This window comes from Umezawaea sp. (genome assembly GCF_057122925.1).
The window spans coordinates 47,085-64,267 of sequence record NZ_DBNGPQ010000142.1 but is presented as its reverse complement, the minus strand read 5'-3'; the positions used below and the strand labels follow the sequence as shown (position 1 = coordinate 64,267).

General features: G+C 72.7%; 12 protein-coding genes. 2 read left to right on the top strand and 10 right to left on the bottom strand.

The genetic code is table 11. The features are described from left to right. Positions 1–19 precede the first annotated feature (19 nt). From AC156L_RS32505 to AC156L_RS32465, 9 genes are all read right to left on the bottom strand, one after another. The gene (locus AC156L_RS32505) at positions 20–1,798 is read right to left on the bottom strand and encodes an HEXXH motif domain-containing protein (protein ID WP_330882054.1); all 1,779 of its coding nucleotides are present in this window, start codon (positions 1,796–1,798) and stop codon (positions 20–22) included. Positions 1,799–1,818: 20 nt separating this feature from the next. Next, positions 1,819–2,001 (bottom strand): hypothetical protein, encoded by a 183-nt coding sequence (locus tag AC156L_RS32500; protein ID WP_330882055.1) that lies wholly within the window; start codon positions 1,999–2,001, stop codon positions 1,819–1,821. A gap of 207 nt (positions 2,002–2,208) precedes the next feature. Continuing rightward, the gene (gene fxsT / locus AC156L_RS32495) at positions 2,209–6,516 is read right to left on the bottom strand and encodes an FxSxx-COOH system tetratricopeptide repeat protein (RefSeq protein ID WP_330882058.1); all 4,308 of its coding nucleotides are present in this window, start codon (positions 6,514–6,516) and stop codon (positions 2,209–2,211) included. Beyond that, on the bottom strand, positions 6,513–7,556 hold the full coding sequence (locus AC156L_RS32490; protein WP_330882059.1) for an AAA family ATPase: 1,044 nt from the start codon (positions 7,554–7,556) through the stop codon (positions 6,513–6,515). The genes fxsT and AC156L_RS32490 overlap by 4 nt, the downstream gene beginning before the upstream one ends. Further along, on the bottom strand, positions 7,553–9,034 hold the full coding sequence (locus AC156L_RS32485) for a VMAP-C domain-containing protein (protein ID WP_330882060.1): 1,482 nt from the start codon (positions 9,032–9,034) through the stop codon (positions 7,553–7,555). Before AC156L_RS32485 ends, AC156L_RS32490 begins: the two co-directional genes overlap by 4 nt. Before the next feature lie 53 nt (positions 9,035–9,087). Next, a complete protein-coding gene (locus AC156L_RS32480; RefSeq protein ID WP_330882062.1) occupies positions 9,088–9,981 on the bottom strand; it encodes an effector-associated domain 2-containing protein in 894 nt (297 codons plus the stop codon). 268 nt (positions 9,982–10,249) lie between these two features. Continuing rightward, positions 10,250–11,572, bottom strand: a complete 1,323-nt coding sequence (locus tag AC156L_RS32475; protein WP_414720107.1) for an NlpC/P60 family protein — start codon at positions 11,570–11,572, stop codon at positions 10,250–10,252. A gap of 176 nt (positions 11,573–11,748) precedes the next feature. Next, positions 11,749–13,284 (bottom strand): AMP-binding protein, encoded by a 1,536-nt coding sequence (locus AC156L_RS32470; RefSeq protein ID WP_484407572.1) that lies wholly within the window; start codon positions 13,282–13,284, stop codon positions 11,749–11,751. 38 nt (positions 13,285–13,322) lie between these two features. After that, the gene (locus tag AC156L_RS32465) at positions 13,323–14,132 is read right to left on the bottom strand and encodes an SIR2 family NAD-dependent protein deacylase (protein WP_330882392.1); all 810 of its coding nucleotides are present in this window, start codon (positions 14,130–14,132) and stop codon (positions 13,323–13,325) included. Positions 14,133–14,206: 74 nt separating this feature from the next. Here AC156L_RS32465 and AC156L_RS32460 point away from each other — a divergent pair, with 74 nt between their 5' ends. Both AC156L_RS32460 and AC156L_RS32455 read left to right on the top strand, forming a co-directional pair. After that, a complete protein-coding gene (locus AC156L_RS32460) occupies positions 14,207–14,662 on the top strand; it encodes a hypothetical protein (RefSeq protein WP_330882390.1) in 456 nt (151 codons plus the stop codon). After that, positions 14,659–16,233: a proline-rich domain-containing protein gene (locus AC156L_RS32455; protein ID WP_330882388.1), complete on the top strand. Its 1,575-nt coding sequence runs from the start codon at positions 14,659–14,661 to the stop codon at positions 16,231–16,233. The genes AC156L_RS32460 and AC156L_RS32455 overlap by 4 nt, the downstream gene beginning before the upstream one ends. A gap of 247 nt (positions 16,234–16,480) precedes the next feature. On the opposite strand, the gene AC156L_RS32450 is transcribed toward AC156L_RS32455, so the two are convergent. Then, a complete protein-coding gene (locus AC156L_RS32450) occupies positions 16,481–17,122 on the bottom strand; it encodes a hypothetical protein (RefSeq protein ID WP_330882385.1) in 642 nt (213 codons plus the stop codon). Positions 17,123–17,183: the final 61 nt, after the last annotated feature.

Below are 17,183 nucleotides of genomic sequence, written 5' to 3'. Positions count from 1 at the left end.
GAAACCCGGCGAGGGGTGGCTAGGTGACGCCGATCCAGGCCGCCAGCCGGACGGGGTCGGGCGCGGAGCCGCACCGGAGCTGGACCTCGCGGTGCACCGCCCTGACCAGTTCCGGCCGGTGCAGCAGCGCCGCCCCCGCGGGCTGGGCGTGCAGCGCGTGGCCCAGCCCGGTCCACGCGCACGCGTGGTCGGGCCGGTCGCGCACCAGGTCCAGGTAGCCGTCGGCGGCGGAGCGCGGGTCGCCGGTGACGAGGGCGAGGTCGGCCTCGGTGGTGCCGGGCACGGTCCGGGGGTCGGCGGTCATCGCCGCGAACCGGTCCGGGTCGGCGAGGCTCGCGCGGACCAGGGTCGTGCGCGGCGTGGGGTCGTCCGGGGCCTCGGTGGCCGGGATCATGGTCGGCTGCGGCTCCGGCAGGAGCGGGCGCGCCCGCTCCGCCAGCCACGCGGTCGCGAGCGCCGCCACGTGCTCCCGGTCGGGGCGCAGGTGCCGCAGCCTCCAGGTCGCGTGGTGGTCGGCGGCGGCGAGCCGCGCCGTCGACAGCACGTCGGCGGGCACGGGTTCGGCGCACCACGCCGCGAGCTGCTCCGACATGCCCGCGACGAACCGGCGGCCGAGGCTCGTGAGGGCGGGGGCGTTGCGCAGCGTGCGGGCGGCCCGGCGCGTCTGCTCCCGCCAGTGCGCGAACTCGAAGTGCGCCAGCGGCGTGTCGTCGACCCGCCGCTGCGCGCGCCAGAACCCCGCGACGCCGACGAACGAGTAGGTGCCCTGGAGGAGCCCGCCCAGCGGCCTCGGGTCGTCGCGCCACGGGGCGTAGAACCGGCTGTCGGAGCCGTCGTCGCGGTGCAGCTCGACCAGGTCCAGCAGGGCGCAGAGCTTGCTGTGCTGGAACTCGTGCACGAACGTCGCCGCGAAGTCGACCGCCGTGGGCGGCAGCGACAGCGCCACGCAGCCGAAGGCGTCCTCGGCCGACGCGCTGTAGGGCTGGAACGGCCCCGCCGGGGGCCTGGGGACCAGGACGGTCAGCCCCGTGGCAAGCGCGGCGGCGGTCTCGGCGTGGTGCTCGGTCAGCAGGGTCCACGTCTCGGTCAGGCCGGTCTGCCACCGGGCGAGCTCGTCCTCGCTCAGCCGGGAGGGCGGCAGCCTGCCGGTGAAGCCGCGGAACGGGTCGAGGTCGTCCAGCAGGAGGTCCGCGGCCGGACCGCGGAGCCGGTGCGCGGCCCACCAGCCGTCCGCGTCGGCCGTGAGGTCGCCGTCCACGCGCACCGTGCCCGTGGGGCCGCGGACCCGCAGCCTGCCGGGACCACCGCCCGCGGTCGCGACCGCCCACCGCTCCCGGACGTGCGGGACGCGCGCGAGCCCGACGGTCGGCAGCACCACCGCCCCGTCGGCGACCGGCACGTCCAGGCTGAACCGCAGGCCCGCGAGGACCGCCGCGGCGGCGGCGACGCAGTGCAGGTACCCGAGCGCGACCCACAGCGGGGCGGGGTCGGTGGTGGCGCGGTGCAGCCTGCGCAGCGCGTGCACCGCCCAGACGGCCACGACGGGGTGGCGCAGCAGGCGTTCGACGACCTCGGGCCGGTCGCGCTGAGCCGCGGCCAGGAGGTCCCAGGCCGCGCCGGGGGGCGCCAGGGGCCCGTGCGAGTCGGGCCGCGCCTCGGCCGAGTCCAGCACGGCGCGCAGCAGGGCCAGGTGCTTGCTGCGGTTGGTCGTGACGAGGTGCCTGATCGCGTTCGGACCTCCGCCACCGGTGGCGAGTGAGTCGAAGTCCGCTCTGGCCAACTGGTGGGGACGCGTCACGTGCCCTCAGCCGATCCGCTTCACCTCTTGTCGCGGCATACGCTGTTCTCCAGAACGACGTGAACCGCGCGTTCGGTACGGGCGACCAGCCTGGCGACGGAACCGGTCAACACCGAGCCGTTCGTCGTCCGCACCTGCGCCAAGGACAATTCGGACAGGTCTGCCAGGTCTGTTTCCAGATCAGCCGCAGGGGTCCCCATCATGTCGATCCTCCTCGCAATGGCGACGACACGACTTCATCATGCATGAGATCGAGCGCCGGGGTCAGCGCCACTAGACGTAAAGCACACCGAATGACGAGAACGGACTCACCCCGGCGGCACCGGGCGAGTCCGTTCTCCGCAATTCTCGTACTTCGGCCGCTGCTCCGATTCGGTTGACCGGAAGGCGACCGAATGGAACACGACGGGTTAGATCTGCATAGGATCGATGTCGCAGTCGGCCCGCACGTTGTGCATCGCACCCATCGTCGCCGGGTGGTTCGGACCCAGCACCCGCTGGAAACGGGAGACCGTCTCGGCCTGGATCTCGTCGGCGCGGTCGTCGTCGCCGAGACCGCGCAGGTCCAGCGCGATGTTGGCGTCCAGCGCGAGGGTCGACGGGTGGTCGCGGCCGAGCACCAGCTCCGACCGCTCCCGCGCGGCGACGTCCATGTCGTACGCGGTCCGGTAGTCGCGCAGGGCGTGGTGGTCGCTCGCGAGGTTCGTCGCGCAGACCAGCGTGAAGAAGTGGTTGGGCGTCAGCACGTGCTCGAACCGCGCGAACGCGCGCTCGTTCAGCTCCCTGGCCTTCTCCGGCTCCCCCAGGTTGCGCAGGGTCACCGCGAGGTTCGTCGCGCCCGCCAGGGCGAACGGGTGGTCCTCGCCCATCGCGTCCCGGTACAGGCCCCAGATCTTCTCGCCGAGCTGCCTGGCGCCCTTCAGGTCCTTGGTCTGGCGCAGCGACACGGAGTGGTTCATGCCCGCGGACATCGCGTCGGGGTGCCGGGCGCCGTACCGGTCGAGCAGCCCCCGGTAGGACTCCTCCGACAGCGCGCGGCCACCCTCGTGGTCACCGGCCTTGCGGCTGGCCACGGACAGGTTCTTGATGGCGGACAGCGTCAGGCTGTTGTGGCTGCCGATGATGTCCCGGAACCGGCGGACGGTGTTCTCCTGGAAGCGGCAGGCCCCGTTGTAGTCACCGCACTCGCGCAGGTCGACGGACAGGTTGTCGAGCGTCAGCAGGGTGAACCGGTGGTCCTCCCCGAGCGCGATGGCCCGCTTGCGCCACGTGTCGTCGTCGAGTTCCCTCGCCGCCTGGAGGTCGCCGGTCAGGCGCATGCTCAACGCGTAGTTGTTCGCCGCCCGCAGCGTCTCCGGGTCGTCCTCGCCGAACGCGGCGCGCGCCCGCAGGTAGGTGTCCTCGTTGAGCAGCCGCGCCGTCTGGAACTCGCCGCGCGCCCGCAGGTCGGACGCGACGCCGTGCGCGGTGAGCAGGGTTTCCTCGTGGTCGTCGCCGAGCGTGGCCCGCAGCCGGTCGAGGGTGTTCTCCGCGATGCGGCCGGACTCGGCGTAGCGGCCGACCGCCCGCAGTGCCCGCCCGTGCCACCGGCTCGCGATCAGCGTGTCCAGGTGGTCCGGCGGCAGCTGCACCTTCCACTTCTCGACCATCTCCGACGCCAGCACGCGGGCCCGCTCCGGGTCGCCCCAGGAGAACAGGAAGTTCGCGATGTTGATGGCGAGCTTGCGCCCCCACGGGTCGTCGCACTCGATCAGCCGCGTGGCGCGCACGTGCGGCAGCAGCTCCTGGTAGCGCGGCCAGTGGCTGACGTCCTCCGGTTGGTTCGGGTCGCCGTTGGCCAGCAGCAGGTGCGCGACGTGGCGCATCTGCCGCAGCTCCTCCGGGTTCATCTGGCTGCGCAGCACGGTCTGGACCAGCCGGTGCAGCTGGAGGGTGTCGTTGCGGTGGTCGATCGTGGCGAGGCTGTACCGGTTGATCGCCCGGATCGCCCGCCCCAGCAGCACCGGGTCGCGCAGCGCGTCGGCCAGCTCCTGCGGGAACGGCAGGTTGCGGACGCCCGCGAGGAGCTTGCGCGCGATCGGCTCCGGGGCGAAGAAGGAGCAGACCCGCAGCAGCTGCAACGCGGCGGGGTGCTGCTCGCGCAGGCGGTCGAGCGACACGTCCCACGCCGCGGCCACCGTCAGCGGGTAGTCGGAGGGCTGCGGGTCGAGGCTCAGCAGCTCGGCCCGCTTGTCCTCGAAGAGCTGGACGTACTCGTCCGCGGACATGCCGGTCTCGGCGCTCCACGCGGCGGCCTGGTCGACCGCGAGCGGCAGGTCGCCGAGCACCTCGGCGAGCCGCTCGGCGTCGGCGTCCGGGAGGGCGGGGTTGCGGCGCTGGAGCAGCTTGCGGCTCTCCTCGCGGGTGAACACGTCCACCGACAGCGAGGACGCCACGCTCGCCCAGCTCGCGTTCCGCGAGGTGATCAGGACGTGGCCCGCGCCGTGCGGGAAGTACCTGCGGACCTCCTCCGGCGAGTCGGCGTTGTCGAAGATCAGCAGCCAGCGGCGGTACGGGTCGCCGAGGCGCAGGGCCTCCAGCACCGCGGGCACCGCCGTGTCGGCCGCGGGCTCGGCGCGCAGCTTGAGCTTGGCGCACAGGTTCACGTACGCGGCCTGGATCTGGTCGACGTCCTCGGCGGAGATCCACCAGATCAGGTCGTAGTCGGCCATGTGGCGGTGCACGAACTCGACCGCCACCTGGGACTTGCCGATGCCGCCGAGGCCGTGCAGGGCCTCCGGCAGGACCGCTGTGGTGTCGCCCTGGTTGAGCCGCCGGTGGAGGTCGTCGAGGAGTGCGGCGCGCCCCGTGAAGTTGACGTTGCGCAGCGGCACGCCGCCGAGCACGGCGGGCTGCTGCGCGGGACGTGCGTGCGGCAGCACCGCTGCTTCCCTGTTCGGGCTGAGCGCGGTCACGTCGTCTTCGCGGTGCGCATGAATTCGAGCCACCCCATCAGTTTTTCTCATCGCCTCAGGCGGCCACGCATGCGTGACCGCCGGCCGTCCGGCCGGCGCTGAACCTATCGGCTTTCGTCCATCTGACTCAAGCTCCGGCGCCCCCCAATTCCCCGATGCCCCCCTATTGGGCGATATTATGGCTTCGAGCGCGGTCGCCCGGCGCGCATACGGACCGGAGAGCGCGCGGAGCACCGTGTGCTGGAGTCTCAGAAACGGGAGAGCGGCACCGGAAAGGACCGGTATCGCGGCGGTGTCCGGTGCCCGCAGCACTTCGCGCAGATTGCCCACGGCCTCGACGCGGGGGCCGAGGAAATCCGCTACCAGCCGGAATACCGCCGACGTGTCCGACCGCGCTCCGCCCGCCAATAGCTCCGACCGCACACCGGGGTGGAAATCGTATTCGAGTACGCCCGTACTGATTCCGTTGGCCGAATGCGCGTACGGGCGGAGCAGGCCGCCGAGGAAGACCTCCGCGAGGTGCGCCGCCGTCGACGACGGCAGCAGCGCCTCCTGGACGACCCGCATCATCGGGACGGACAGGGGCGCCGCCGCGAGCAGCACGGCCAGGCGGAACGCGGTCGGGGTGGCGATCCGCCGGAAGCGGAGGATCCGCTCGACCGGGTCGGACGGCACCGCGGGCCCTGGGTCCGCGGGGGCGAGACCCGCGGGTCGGAGGGCGGGCAGCTCCACCTCTCCCGTCCCGCTCGCGGTCACCAGGTCCACCCAGCGGCCGAACCACCGGCCGTCGAGTTCGAGCACGGGCACCGGGATCACGCCCTCGTGGTCGTGGAGCACGGAGGCGTCGGTCGGCACGGCGACCCAGCGCGCGGACGGCAGCAGCGGCGCCGGGCTGCTCCACCTGGCCATGGCGGTGCGGATGACGGACCAGGACGGCCACATGCCCGACGGGAGCACCTGCACCACGGCCACCGGTCCGCTGCGGCCCCAGCCCGCGAGCAGGTCGTGCATCCCCCCGGTGCGCCAGCCCGCGCCGACGCCGTCGGTGAGCACGAGGATGATCCGGCGGCCGGTCGGGTCGGCCACCCTGGCGGGCGCCTGCGGCACCGCACCGGGCGACTGCCCGCGCAGGACGAGGGCGTCGTGCTCGCGGTCGGTGTCGAGGTGCACCACCCGCACGTCCCGGAACGCGCCCTGCCGCCGCAGCAGGTCGCGGAACTCGACCACCCCGCTGCGCCAGATCCGCATCGACGCGCTGTCGTCCACGACCAGGACGACGTCGAAGGGGTGCACCTGCGCGGGCCGCCGGGCGGGCAGCCACAGGCCCTCCTCGGCGGCGCGGACGGCGGTCGCCTCCTCGTCGAGGACCAGGTCCACCCGCGAGGGGACGGTGCGCGTCAGCGGCCGGAGCGCGCGGACCACACCGCGGGCGTCGGGCAGCTGCGACGGCCCCCGCCACCGGGCGGCCACCCGGCGGCTCGCCGACCGGAAGTGCGCGGGCTCGACGACGTCGACCGTCAGCTCACCCCGGCCGGGCACCCGGTCGACGGGTCCGCCGGTGGTCTCCGGGAGGGCCGGGTCCACCGGGTCGAACCCCGGCGGTTCCGGCGGCTCGGCCGGGGGCGCGGGTGGCCGCGCCCCCGGCGGGGGTGTGGGCGGCGCGTCCCTGGCGTTGCGGATCTGGGCGGCGAGCCACAGCGCGTCGGCCAACTCGTCCGGTCTGAGTTGGCCGGTGCCCAGGTGGTCGCGTCGCCCCCCGGTCATTCCACGCCCGCCACGCCCAGTTCGCGCCACAGGGAGTCGCACAGCCGCTGCCAGCTGTCGTCGACGGCGTAGGCGCCCGAGGTCGCCATGTAGATGGAGTTCAGCAGCTGGTCGGCGGCCAGTCCCCCGTCGCGGGCGCTGCGGTCGACGAAGGAGCGGATCAGCTCGGTCGCGTGCGTCAGCTCCACGCCGTGGAAGTGCGCCGCGACGATGTTGGCCAGCTGCTCGACCGTCGGCTCCGGCATCTCCAGGCGCAGGCACCGGCGCAGGAACGCGGGAGGGAACTCCCGCTCGCCGTTGCTGGTGACCACCACGACGGGGAAGGCGTTGCAGCGCACCAGTCCGCGGTGCACCACGGCGGAGCTGTCCTGGTCGGCGGTGAACACCCGGACGTCGGGCTGGCGGCCCGCGATCCGCAGCAGGGGCCGGATCCGGAACTCGCCGTCCTCGAACACGCTCAGCAGGTCGTTCGGCAGGTCGATGTCGGACTTGTCGAGCTCGTCGATCAGCAGCACCCTCGGCGAGGAGTACGGCAGCAGCGCCGTGCCCAGCGGTCCGAGGTGGACGAACTCCCCGATGTCCGGCTCCTGGTCGCGCTGCACCGCGGCGGCCTGCACGCGGCCGATGGCGTCGTACTCCCAGAGCCCGTCCTGGAGCGTGCTGCGGCTGCTGATGGGCCACCGCAGCACCGGACCGAGCTTCAGCTCCCTGGCGATCTTGTAGGCGAGGCTGGACTTCCCGGTGCCGGGCCGACCCGTGACGAGGAGCGGCCGACGCAGGTACAGGGCCGCGTTGACCATGGTGATCTCGTCGGTGGGCATGTCCTGCATCCGCACCACCGACGTGACGCCGAGCCTGCGCTCGTACTCCGTCCGCCCCCCGGTGAGGTCCACCGGTGTGACCGGGCCGCCGTCGAACGTCCGCCACGAGGGCGGTGGCGGCAGGACGGAGGTCGGATCGGCTTCCGCGCGGGGCCGGCCGGTGCCGCGGTAGATCCACCAGCGCGGGTCGCCGTCGCCGACCGGGTCCGTCTGGTTCATGGGGCGGGTACCTCCTTGCACGGCGCGGTGGGCAGCTCCACCGGCTCGACTGGTCGATCGGGGTCGTCCCACAGCAGCGACACGTGGCCGCCGATGCGCCCGGTGGACCGGACCGTGCCCGGCGCCCGCCCGCGCAGCAGCCTCACGCCCTCCGGCAGTTCGCCCAGCCCCTTGAGCAGCGGGCGGATCGCGGCGTCGAACGGGCGGCGGGACCCGTCGTCGCGGTGCCAGATCATCACCGGCAGGCCGCTGCGCAGGCCGATGACGACCTCGTCGACGGTCGTGGCGGGCGCGGGCGGCGGCGGGGCGCTCAGCACGAGCGACACCAGTTCCTCCCGCAGCACCAGCACCCGCTCCAGCGCGCCGAGGTCGCGGGCCTTCCCCGAGCACCAGTGCGTCATCGGCACGCCGTTGACCGAGTGGTCCCGGCTCGACCGCAGCCTCGCCCACCGCTGCCGCCACCTCCGGTGCCAGTGGTGGGTGCGGGCGCGCTCCAGGCTGCGCAGCACGACCTGGTAGCGCAGTCCGAGCGGTTGCGGCAGGTCGGTGCTCGCCTCCAGCTTCCACTGGTCGACGGGCAGGTTCAGCAGGTCGTGGGGCAGCAGGAACTCCACCCGGATGGAGTCCGCGTTCCGGGCCCAGTGCGCCTCGGCCTCCTCCACCAGGTCCGCCACCCGCGCCTCGATCTCCGCGAGGGAGCCCTTGAAGTCGTCGCCGCGCTGGGGGTACCAGCCGGTCGGGTGGCTCTGCCGCCAGTCGGTGAGCACGAAGGTGTCCCGGTCGAAGCCGTGCCGCTCGATCCGCAGCACCAGGCAGGCCTCGACGTCCACCTCTGGCGGGTCGACCTCGGCGTCGCGGCCGCGCAGGGACCTGAGCTGGTCCACCACGTCCAGCTTGCGCGCCAGCTGGTCGTTCCAGTCCCTGAGCTGGTCCGCGTGCGGTCCGTCCAGGCGCCTCGCCAGGTGCTCGACGAACACCACGAGCGGGGGAAGGCCGTCGGACCGGGCGTTGAGCTGCTCCAGGTGGGCGAGCGCGTCGGCCAGCTCCTCGGGTTCCACGGCGGGCTCGGCGGCGGCGGGACCGGCGGCGGTCCGGCACAGCTCGGCCACGGTCGTGCACGTGGTGTGGGAGAACAGGTCCAGCAGCCGTTCCCGTTCGCGGTGCGACAGCAGGTCGGCGGCGCGCATGTTCTCGAACACCTGGCAGGCCCGCCGCACCGTCGTGGACCGCGGATCCATCTGGTCCAGCACCTTGAGCAGCGTCACCAGCCCGTCCCGGTGCTGCCTGCACGCCAGCACGATGCTGAACAGGTGCATGCGCAGGGAGGGGAAGGCCTGCACCTGCGGGGTGAACCCGAGCTCGTCGGCGAGCAGGTCGAGGCACAGCATCCGGCCGTTGGGGTCGCGCAGGACGTGCACCTGCTCCAGCGCGTCGACGAGCACCCACAGCGACGCGTCCGGACCGGTCGGTGATCGCACCCCACACCCCTCCCTCGTCGGCTGGTCGTGACCCGGATGACCGGTCGCCGGATTCAGCGCGGCGGATCCGACGGCCAATTCCGGGACACCTCGACCAGACGGCGCACAGCGGGCGTATTCCCGTCGAAGGCGCTCAACACCTCGACGAGTTCCGCCAGACCTCCGTCGTACCGCAGACAGGTGCGCAGCAATGACACGACGTGCACCCGCGTGCGGGAATCGTGGGGGACCGAGGCGCTGATTTCCGGCCTCAACAGGTCGAGCACGGACTGCCTGCCCGCCACGTCGTTCACCACCGCGATGTCGAGCACCGCGTCGACCAGTTCGAAAATGTTTCCCGGCCGCGCCGCGCGATTCGTTTCCCGGCGCGGTGCCGCCCCGTTGCGGTCGGGCAGCCGCAGCCAGGCGGAGGTCTCCGTCCCCTTCACCGAGACCGGGATCCGGCGGTAGGAGGTGGGGTCGGCGGCCGGGTCGGCCAGGACCACCTCCTCGTAGAACCGCTCGGAGGCGATCAGCGCGAGCACGCCGCCGGACTCGGCCAGCGCCTCGCGGGCGGCCTGGGCGTCCAGCAGGCGGAAGGCGAGGTTGACCGCCTGGCTGACCACGCCGTTGCTGCTCAGGTGGATCTCACCGGCGTGCAGGACGACCCGCAGCCGCATCGTGGAGGACTCGGAGTGCACCGCGTTGTGCCTGCGCAGGGCCGCCGCGAGCCTGGTCGGCCACTGGTCGGCGAGGAGGATCTTCGGGAACTCGGGCGGGACGAGGACCATCGCGCCGTCGCCCCGGTCCTCCACCGAGCACCGCTCCAGGTCGAGCCCGGATTCGGCGAAGGTGCCGTCGAGCATCTCGTAAAGGGCGTGGTGCACGGTTTTCTGGTCCTCGGCGGTGCGCAGGGGATCGGTGAAGCCCGCGATGTCGACCAGGACGATCGCCCGGTGTAACGCCACGAAGCACCACCCCCACGAATTCACCCCAGGCGGGTGCACCGGACCACCTTAGCCGTGTTCGGGGCAGCCTAGGACGAAGTGCCGCTCGATTGTTCGACAATCGAGCGGCACTGGCAACGGTTCAGCCCTTCGGGCTATTCGGGAGGTGACCGGAACAGCACGTCGTCGCGACCGCGAGATAGTGGAAGACATCCGAATGGAGCATTCGGAATCCGCATCTTTGCGGAGTTCTTCGCCCTGAACGGGAATATCCGGAACGGGTGACCGATCAGAGCAGCCGGGTCGCGTACGGCATGATGCCGCCGTACCGGACCGGGGACACGCGGACGCTGGAGCCGGAGTACGGGGCCTCGATCATCATGCCGCCGCCGAGGTACAGGGCGACGTGGGTGCCGCCTCCGGGACCCCAGAACAGCATGTCGCCGCGCTGCGCCTGGTTGAGCGGGACCTTGCGGCCGGAGTTGTACTGGTAGCCGCTGTAGTGCGGGATGTACACGCCCGCGCCCGCGAAGGCGTACATCATCAGGCCGGAGCAGTCGAAGCCCACGCTGTAGTAGTCGCCGTAGGAGTCGCCGACGCCGCCGTCGCGGATGCCCACGGTGGGCCCGTTGTAGTTGCCGCCGCCCCACGAGTAGCGCGTGCCGATGTACGCCATGGCGCGGGAGATGGCGATCTCGACGCCGTCGCCGCTCGGGGCGGACTGGACGGGGCGCGGCCGCTGGGCGGGCTGGGCCTGGGCGGGGGCGTCGTCCTCCTCCTGCTGCGCGGCGGCGGACTCGGCGGCGCGGCGGGCGTTCTCGTCGTCCTCGCGCTGCTTGTTCGCGGCCCACTCGTCGTACTGGGCGCGCTGGGCGGTGAGGCCGTCGACCGCGCCGAGCGCCTCGGCGAGCTGCGCCTCGACGCCCGCCTTGCTGTCCCTGATCAGGGCGGCCTGGCCCGCCTGGTCCTGCTGGGCCTGGACGGCGACGGCCTGAGCCTCGTCGGCGGCCTTCTTGGCCTCGTCGGCGGCGGCCTGCTTCCGGTTCGCCTCGTCGAGCGCGGCGCGGGCGGCGGAGTCCTTGTTCGCCTTCTCCGTGCGGCTCAGCTCGATCTGCTCCATGGCGTTCAGGCTCGACCCGGACACCGCTTCGAGCAGCTGGGCGCGGGCTAGGAGGTCCTCGGGGCTGGTCGCGCCCAGGTACGCGCTGATCGAGCCGATGGTGCTGCCCTGCTGGTAGCTGGCGGCGGCGAACTCGTCCAGGTCGCGCCTGCCGTCCTCGACGGCCTTGCCCGCCGCGTCGGCCTCGACGCGGGCCGACTCGGCGTCGGCGAGGGCCTTCGCGGCCTCGGCCTGCGCCGCCTCCAGGTCGACCCTGGCCTTGTTGACCAGCTCCATCTTGCGCGAGACCTCGTCGGTCAGCTCTTGCAGGCGCGCCTCGGCCTGGGTCAGCTCACCGGTCAGCTCGCCGACCCTGGCGGCCTTCGCGTCGGCGTCCGCGCGCCCGGCGCTGATGTCCGAGTCGCTGGGGTTGGACGGTGGGGGTGGGGCCGCGGACCCCGGACCCGCCTGCGCGAGCGCCACGGCCACCGCCACCAGCGCGGAGACCGCCATCCGAGCGACCGCCCGTCGTGTGGACACGACGTCACCTCCCACCGTTCAGCCCGCCGGTACTGGGCCGAACGGCCTAGTACCGGTGCTTCCTGGCAGCGTGCCACCCCCACCCCGTTGTCGCCACCGGGCACACGTGCACCATCAACCACACGTGTCACGGGCACACCGGGGGTGGGTCAGTTCACCTTCCGGGTCAGCCCCTCCCAGTAGGGCTCGCGCAGCCGGAACTTCTGGATCTTGCCGGTGGCCGTGCGCGGGATGGCGTCGCGGAACTCGACCGACGTCGGCGCCTTGTACCCGGCGAGCCTGGCCTTGCAGTGGGCGATGATCTCCGCCTCGGTGACCGACGCGCCGTCCGCCACGACCACCAGCGCCTTGATCGTCTCGCCCCACTTCTCGTGCGGCACGCCGATCACGGCGACCTCGGCCACCGCGGGGTGGCCGAACACGGCGTCCTCGACCTCGATGGACGACACGTTCTCCCCGCCGGTGATGATCACGTCCTTGCGGCGGTCGGAGATGGTCAGGTGGCCCTCGTCGTCGAGGTAGCCGCCGTCGCCCGTGCGGAACCAGCCGTCGGAGACGGCGTCGGACGTCGCCTCCGGGTTCTCCCAGTAGCCGTCCATGACCACGTTCGAGCGGGCCAGCACCTCACCGTCCTCCGACACCCGCAGCCGCGCGCCCACCACGGGCGCCCCGGCGCGCGAGAGCTTCTGCGCGCGCTCCTCCGCGGGCAGGTCGACGTCCTGCGGCCGGGTGCGGTTGAACGTGAGCAGCGGCGAGGTCTCGGTGAGGCCGTAGATCTGGAGGAACTCCCAGCCCAGCTCCTCCGCCACCCGCGCGATGGTCCGGCTGGGCGGCGGGGCGCCCGCGCACACGACGCGCACCTCGTCCCGGCCGGGGATCTCGCCCTCCCACGACCGCGCGGCGTCCAGCACGGTGTTCCACACGGCGGGCGCGCCGCACATCAGCGTCACACCGCGGTCGCGCACGCGGCGCAGGATCTCGGCGCCGTCGACCTTGCGCAGCACCACCTGCGGCACGCCGAGCCCGGCCAGCCCGTACGGCATCCCCCAGCCGTTGCAGTGGAACATCGGCAGCACGTGCATGTACACGTCCCGCTCCCACGCGCGGGTGTGCATGGCGAACGTGACGGCGTCCAGCCAGATGTTGCGGTGCGTCAGCCGCACGCCCTTCGGCCGCGCGGTCGTGCCGGAGGTGTAGTTGATGGTGGCCGTCGCGTCCTCGTCCGGCGCGCTCCACGGCCGGGGCGCGGTGTCGAACCGCATCAGCTCGGTCTCGGTCTGCTCGCCGAGGGTGAACCGGTGCGGCGCGGAGATCCCGTCGAGCGCCTTCAGCTCCGGGTCGACCAGCAGCACCGACGCGCCGCTGTGCTCGACGATGTAGGACACCTCGTCGGCGCTGAGCCGGAAGTTCACCGGCACGCACACGCGGCCGCTCGCGGGCACGGCGTGCAGGAGTTCCAGCAGCCGCGCGGAGTTGTGGCTGACGACGGCGACCCGTTCACCCCCGCCGACCCCCAGGGCGTCCAGCCCGGCCTGCCAGGCGCGCGCCCGCACGGCCATCTCGCCGTAGGTCGTCGTCGCCACCGCCCCGGCGGGCTGGTCGGGTTCGTCGATCGTGGCCGTCGTGTCGCGGTGGACCAGCTCGGCGCGGTCCAGGAAGTCCGCGATCGTCAGTGGCACCTTCATGGGACGCACCTCCGGTGTCGATCAGGAACCCACCCTAATCACCACGTGCTCGGATCGCCCCACGTCCGGACGGGCCGGTCGGACCCGACCGCGGGCACCGCCACCAGCTCCGGCAGCACGCGGCCGACCGGGGCGCGCACCACGGCGGCGGCCAGCCCGTCGCACGGCGTGGGTTCGGCGTTGCAGATCACCACCGCGGCCCCGGCCCGCGCGGCGAGGGGGACGAGGTCCGCGGCGGGCGCCACCAGCAGCGACGTGCCCGCCACCAGCAGCAGGTCGCAGTCGAGCGCGGCGGTGCGGGCCGCGCGGAGCACGTCGGCGTCCAGCGGCCTGCCGAAGGGCACGGTGGCGGACCTGAGCACGCCGTCGCAGAGCAGGCAGGCGGGGTCGTCGTCGCCGTCGCGGACGCGGTCGAGCGCGGCGGCCATCGGGCGGCGGTCGCCGCACGCGACGCAGGCGGTCTCCCGGATCGAGCCGTGCAGCTCGACCACCGACGTCGAGCCCGCGGCCTGGTGCAGGCCGTCGACGTTCTGGGTCAGCAGGGCGCGCAGCCGTCCGGCGCGCTCCAGGTCGACCAGCGCGCGGTGCGCCGGGTTCGGCCGCGCCGTCCACACGGGGTGGTGCAGGCGCGCCCGCCACGACCTCCGGCGCAGCCCGGCGTCGGCCAGGAGGGCGGTGAGGTCGGGTTCGAGGAGCGCGGCGCCGTCGGCGCTCCGGAAGTCGGGGATGCCGGACTCCGTCGAGACGCCCGCTCCCGTCAGGACGGTCACGCGGCGGGCGCGGGCGAGCGCGGCGCTCGCCGCCGCGGTGTCGTTCTCCGGGCTGTCCACCGCTCCACCGTTGCACATCGGCGGAGGTGACCCGCGACCGCCATTTCCGGTACCGGCGAGAATGCGTCGGGAAAGGCTGCGAGCATGTGCCGGTGCGCACGATGTGGCTTGGTTGCGGAGTAGGTGCTCTCGGTTTGATAACGACCGTGGTGGGCTCGTTCCTGCCCTGGTTGCGTTCGGGAACCGTGGGCAGGGACAGCTACGAGGTGCTCGCACTCCGTGGTTGGGCGGGTCTGGGAAACGGATACGGCGAGGTCATCAGGGTCGCGTGGGTGTCGATGACACCGGTGGCGGTCTGCTGCGTGCTCTTGTTCACGTTCGGACTTCGTCGATTCGCCGCGTGGACGGGAATTCTTTTTGGCACGATCACGGGAACGGTGGCGGCACTTGTCACCGTCCAAGGGAGCAACGAGGGCGCGATGGTCGGGATCAGCCTGACCGGACCGGCCGTTGCCCTCTGTGGTGCCGTGCTGGCGATCGCGGGGGCGATCACCGTGCTCACCGCGTCGGCCCGCGCAGCGACCAGCAAACCAGGAGGAACACCGTGAGCTACCCAGGTGGCGGCGGCGGCGAATGGCCCCCGCAGAACAACCCGAACCAGCCGCAGCAGGGTGGGTGGCAGCAGAACCCGCAGCAGGGCGGTTACCCCCAGACGGGTCCGCAGGGCTTCCCGCAGCAACCGCAGCAGGGCGGCTACCCGCAGAGCAACCCGCAGGGCTTCCCCCAGCAGCAGCCGGGCTTCCCGCAGAGCAGCCCCCAGGGTTTCCCGCAGCAGCAGCCGGGCTTCCCCCAGACCGGTCCGCAGGGCTTCCCGCAGCAGCAGGCGTGGGGCCAGGACCAGTACGGCCAGCAGCAGTTCCCCGGCGCCCAGGGGCCGATCGGGTACGCGGGCGGCCCGCCGAAGAAGAAGCGCACCGGCCTGGCGATCACCGCCGTGGTGGCCGTCGTCGCGCTCGCCGCGGGCGCGGTGGTGACCGTGTACGCGCTGAAGAACTCCAACGACGTGGCCGCGGGCGCGCCGAGCCCGGCCGCCGCGGCGAACAACCTCGTCAGCGCGCTGGGCAGCGGTGACGTCATCGGCATCATGAACGGGCTCGCGCCCGCCGAGGCGAAGCTGAGCAAGGACTACCTGACCGGCACCGTGGACGAGCTCAAGCGGCTCGAGGTGCTGAAGAAGGACGCCGACCCGAACAAGGTCACCGGCGTGGAGTTCAAGGCCGAGAACGTCAAGTTCGACGAGGGCGCGGCCGAGACGGTCAACGACCACCTGGTGATCAACAAGCTCACCGAGGGCAAGATCACGCTCACCTCCGACGTCAAGAAGATCCCCCTCACCGACAAGCTGGTCGAGGCGATGGGCGCGCAGGACGAGGCGCCCAGCACCGAGACGATCGACATCGCCGAGGAGATCAAGAAGTCGAACAAGGGCGAGCCGGTCCGCATCGCGTCGATCAAGGTCGACGGCGAGTGGTACCCCAGCCTCTTCTACACGATCGCGGACAACGTCCTGCACGAGGAGAAGCTGAAGTGGCCGTCCAACCCGATCGCCCCCGCGGGCGCCGGGTCGGCCTCGGACGCCGCGAAGCAGATCGTCGAAGCGGGCATGGCCGCCGACCTGACCAAGGTCATCGCGCTGCTGCCGCCGGACGAGCTCGGCGTGCTCCAGGACCTGGGCCCGGTGCTCATCGACCAGGCGGGCAGGCTCCCGGCGACGGGCGCGAAGCTGACGGCGTTCGAGACGGACTCCAAGGAGGTCACCGGCGGCACGCTGCTGACGATCAAGAAGATCGGCGTCGAGGTCGACGGCGAGAAGGTCGAGGTCGTCCGCTCCGGTGACTGCTACTCCGTCTCCGCGCAGGGCCAGGACCAGAAGCTGTGCGCCGACGAGATCACGCAGCTCGTCGAGCAGCAGGGCGGCAAGAACGTGTCCGGCTCGGTCGCCGACGTGATCGGCCGGATCGGCGCGCGGGTGCTGAAGGACGGCATCGGCGTCGTCTCCACCGAGGTCGACGGCAAGTGGTACGTCAGCCCGGTCCGCACGTACAGCGAGCTCGGCCTGACCCTCATGCGGGGTCTGGAGCCGAAGGACATCGACGAGCTGCTGAAGCTCGCGAAGTAGTCCCGCTCGGGCGAACGCCCCGTCACCGGCTCCCGGTGGCGGGGCGTTCGCCGTTCACGGAGGCACGAGCGGCGACGGCCACCGCTCCACCGCGCACGGGGTGGAGCGGGAGGCGGAGGACCACCGGCGGCGCGGGCCGGGTGCGGAACGGGTGGATCGACGTCGGGATCGAGCGGAGGATCGGCACCGGCTCGGCGGGCCGCGTCCGCTGGGCCCCGCCCGACGGGTCTCCCCCCGCCGGGCGCGCTCACGCCCGGCGGGGTCCCAGGCGCCACGCGGCCAGCGCCGAGACGACGACCAGCAGCACCGACGCGCCCGCGGCGACGGGCAGCCCCCCGAGGTCCTGCCGCGCCAGACCACCGAGCACCACGCCCACCGGCGTGGCCTGGCCCGCCTTGAACGTCACCGCCACGATCGCCACGACCGCCAGCAGCGACGGCCCGGCGCGCACGACCACCGGCCGCGAGCACAGCATCCCCACGCCGACCCCGGTGAGGCCGCAGACGAGGTGGGCGACCGCGCCGAGCCCCACGACGGCGGGCGAGAACAGGTGCGGGTTGGTGGCCACCGGCCACAGCGTGGCGATCACCGCGAGGACGACCGCGCCCGCCGCGGCGAGCAGCGCCTGCGCCGACGCGATCCGGCCCCAGCCGCCCGCCGTGACCGCGGTGACGGTGCGCTGGATCGGGTCCTCGGTGGTCGCGACGACCACGCCGAGCCAGGCGGCGACCGGGTAGATCAGCGCGCACGAGCCCGCGTACGCGAACAGCGCGTCGCCCGCGTCGCCGCTGAACATCATGCCGAGCACGGCGCAGTGCAGGAGCAGCGGCGGCAGGTACCGCTGCGACCGCAGCAGGTCCACCGCGAGGTACTTCACCAGCGCGACCACACCACTCCGTTCACCGTCGATGCGAGCACGACACACGGTACGCGTGCCCTGTCCTCCGCCC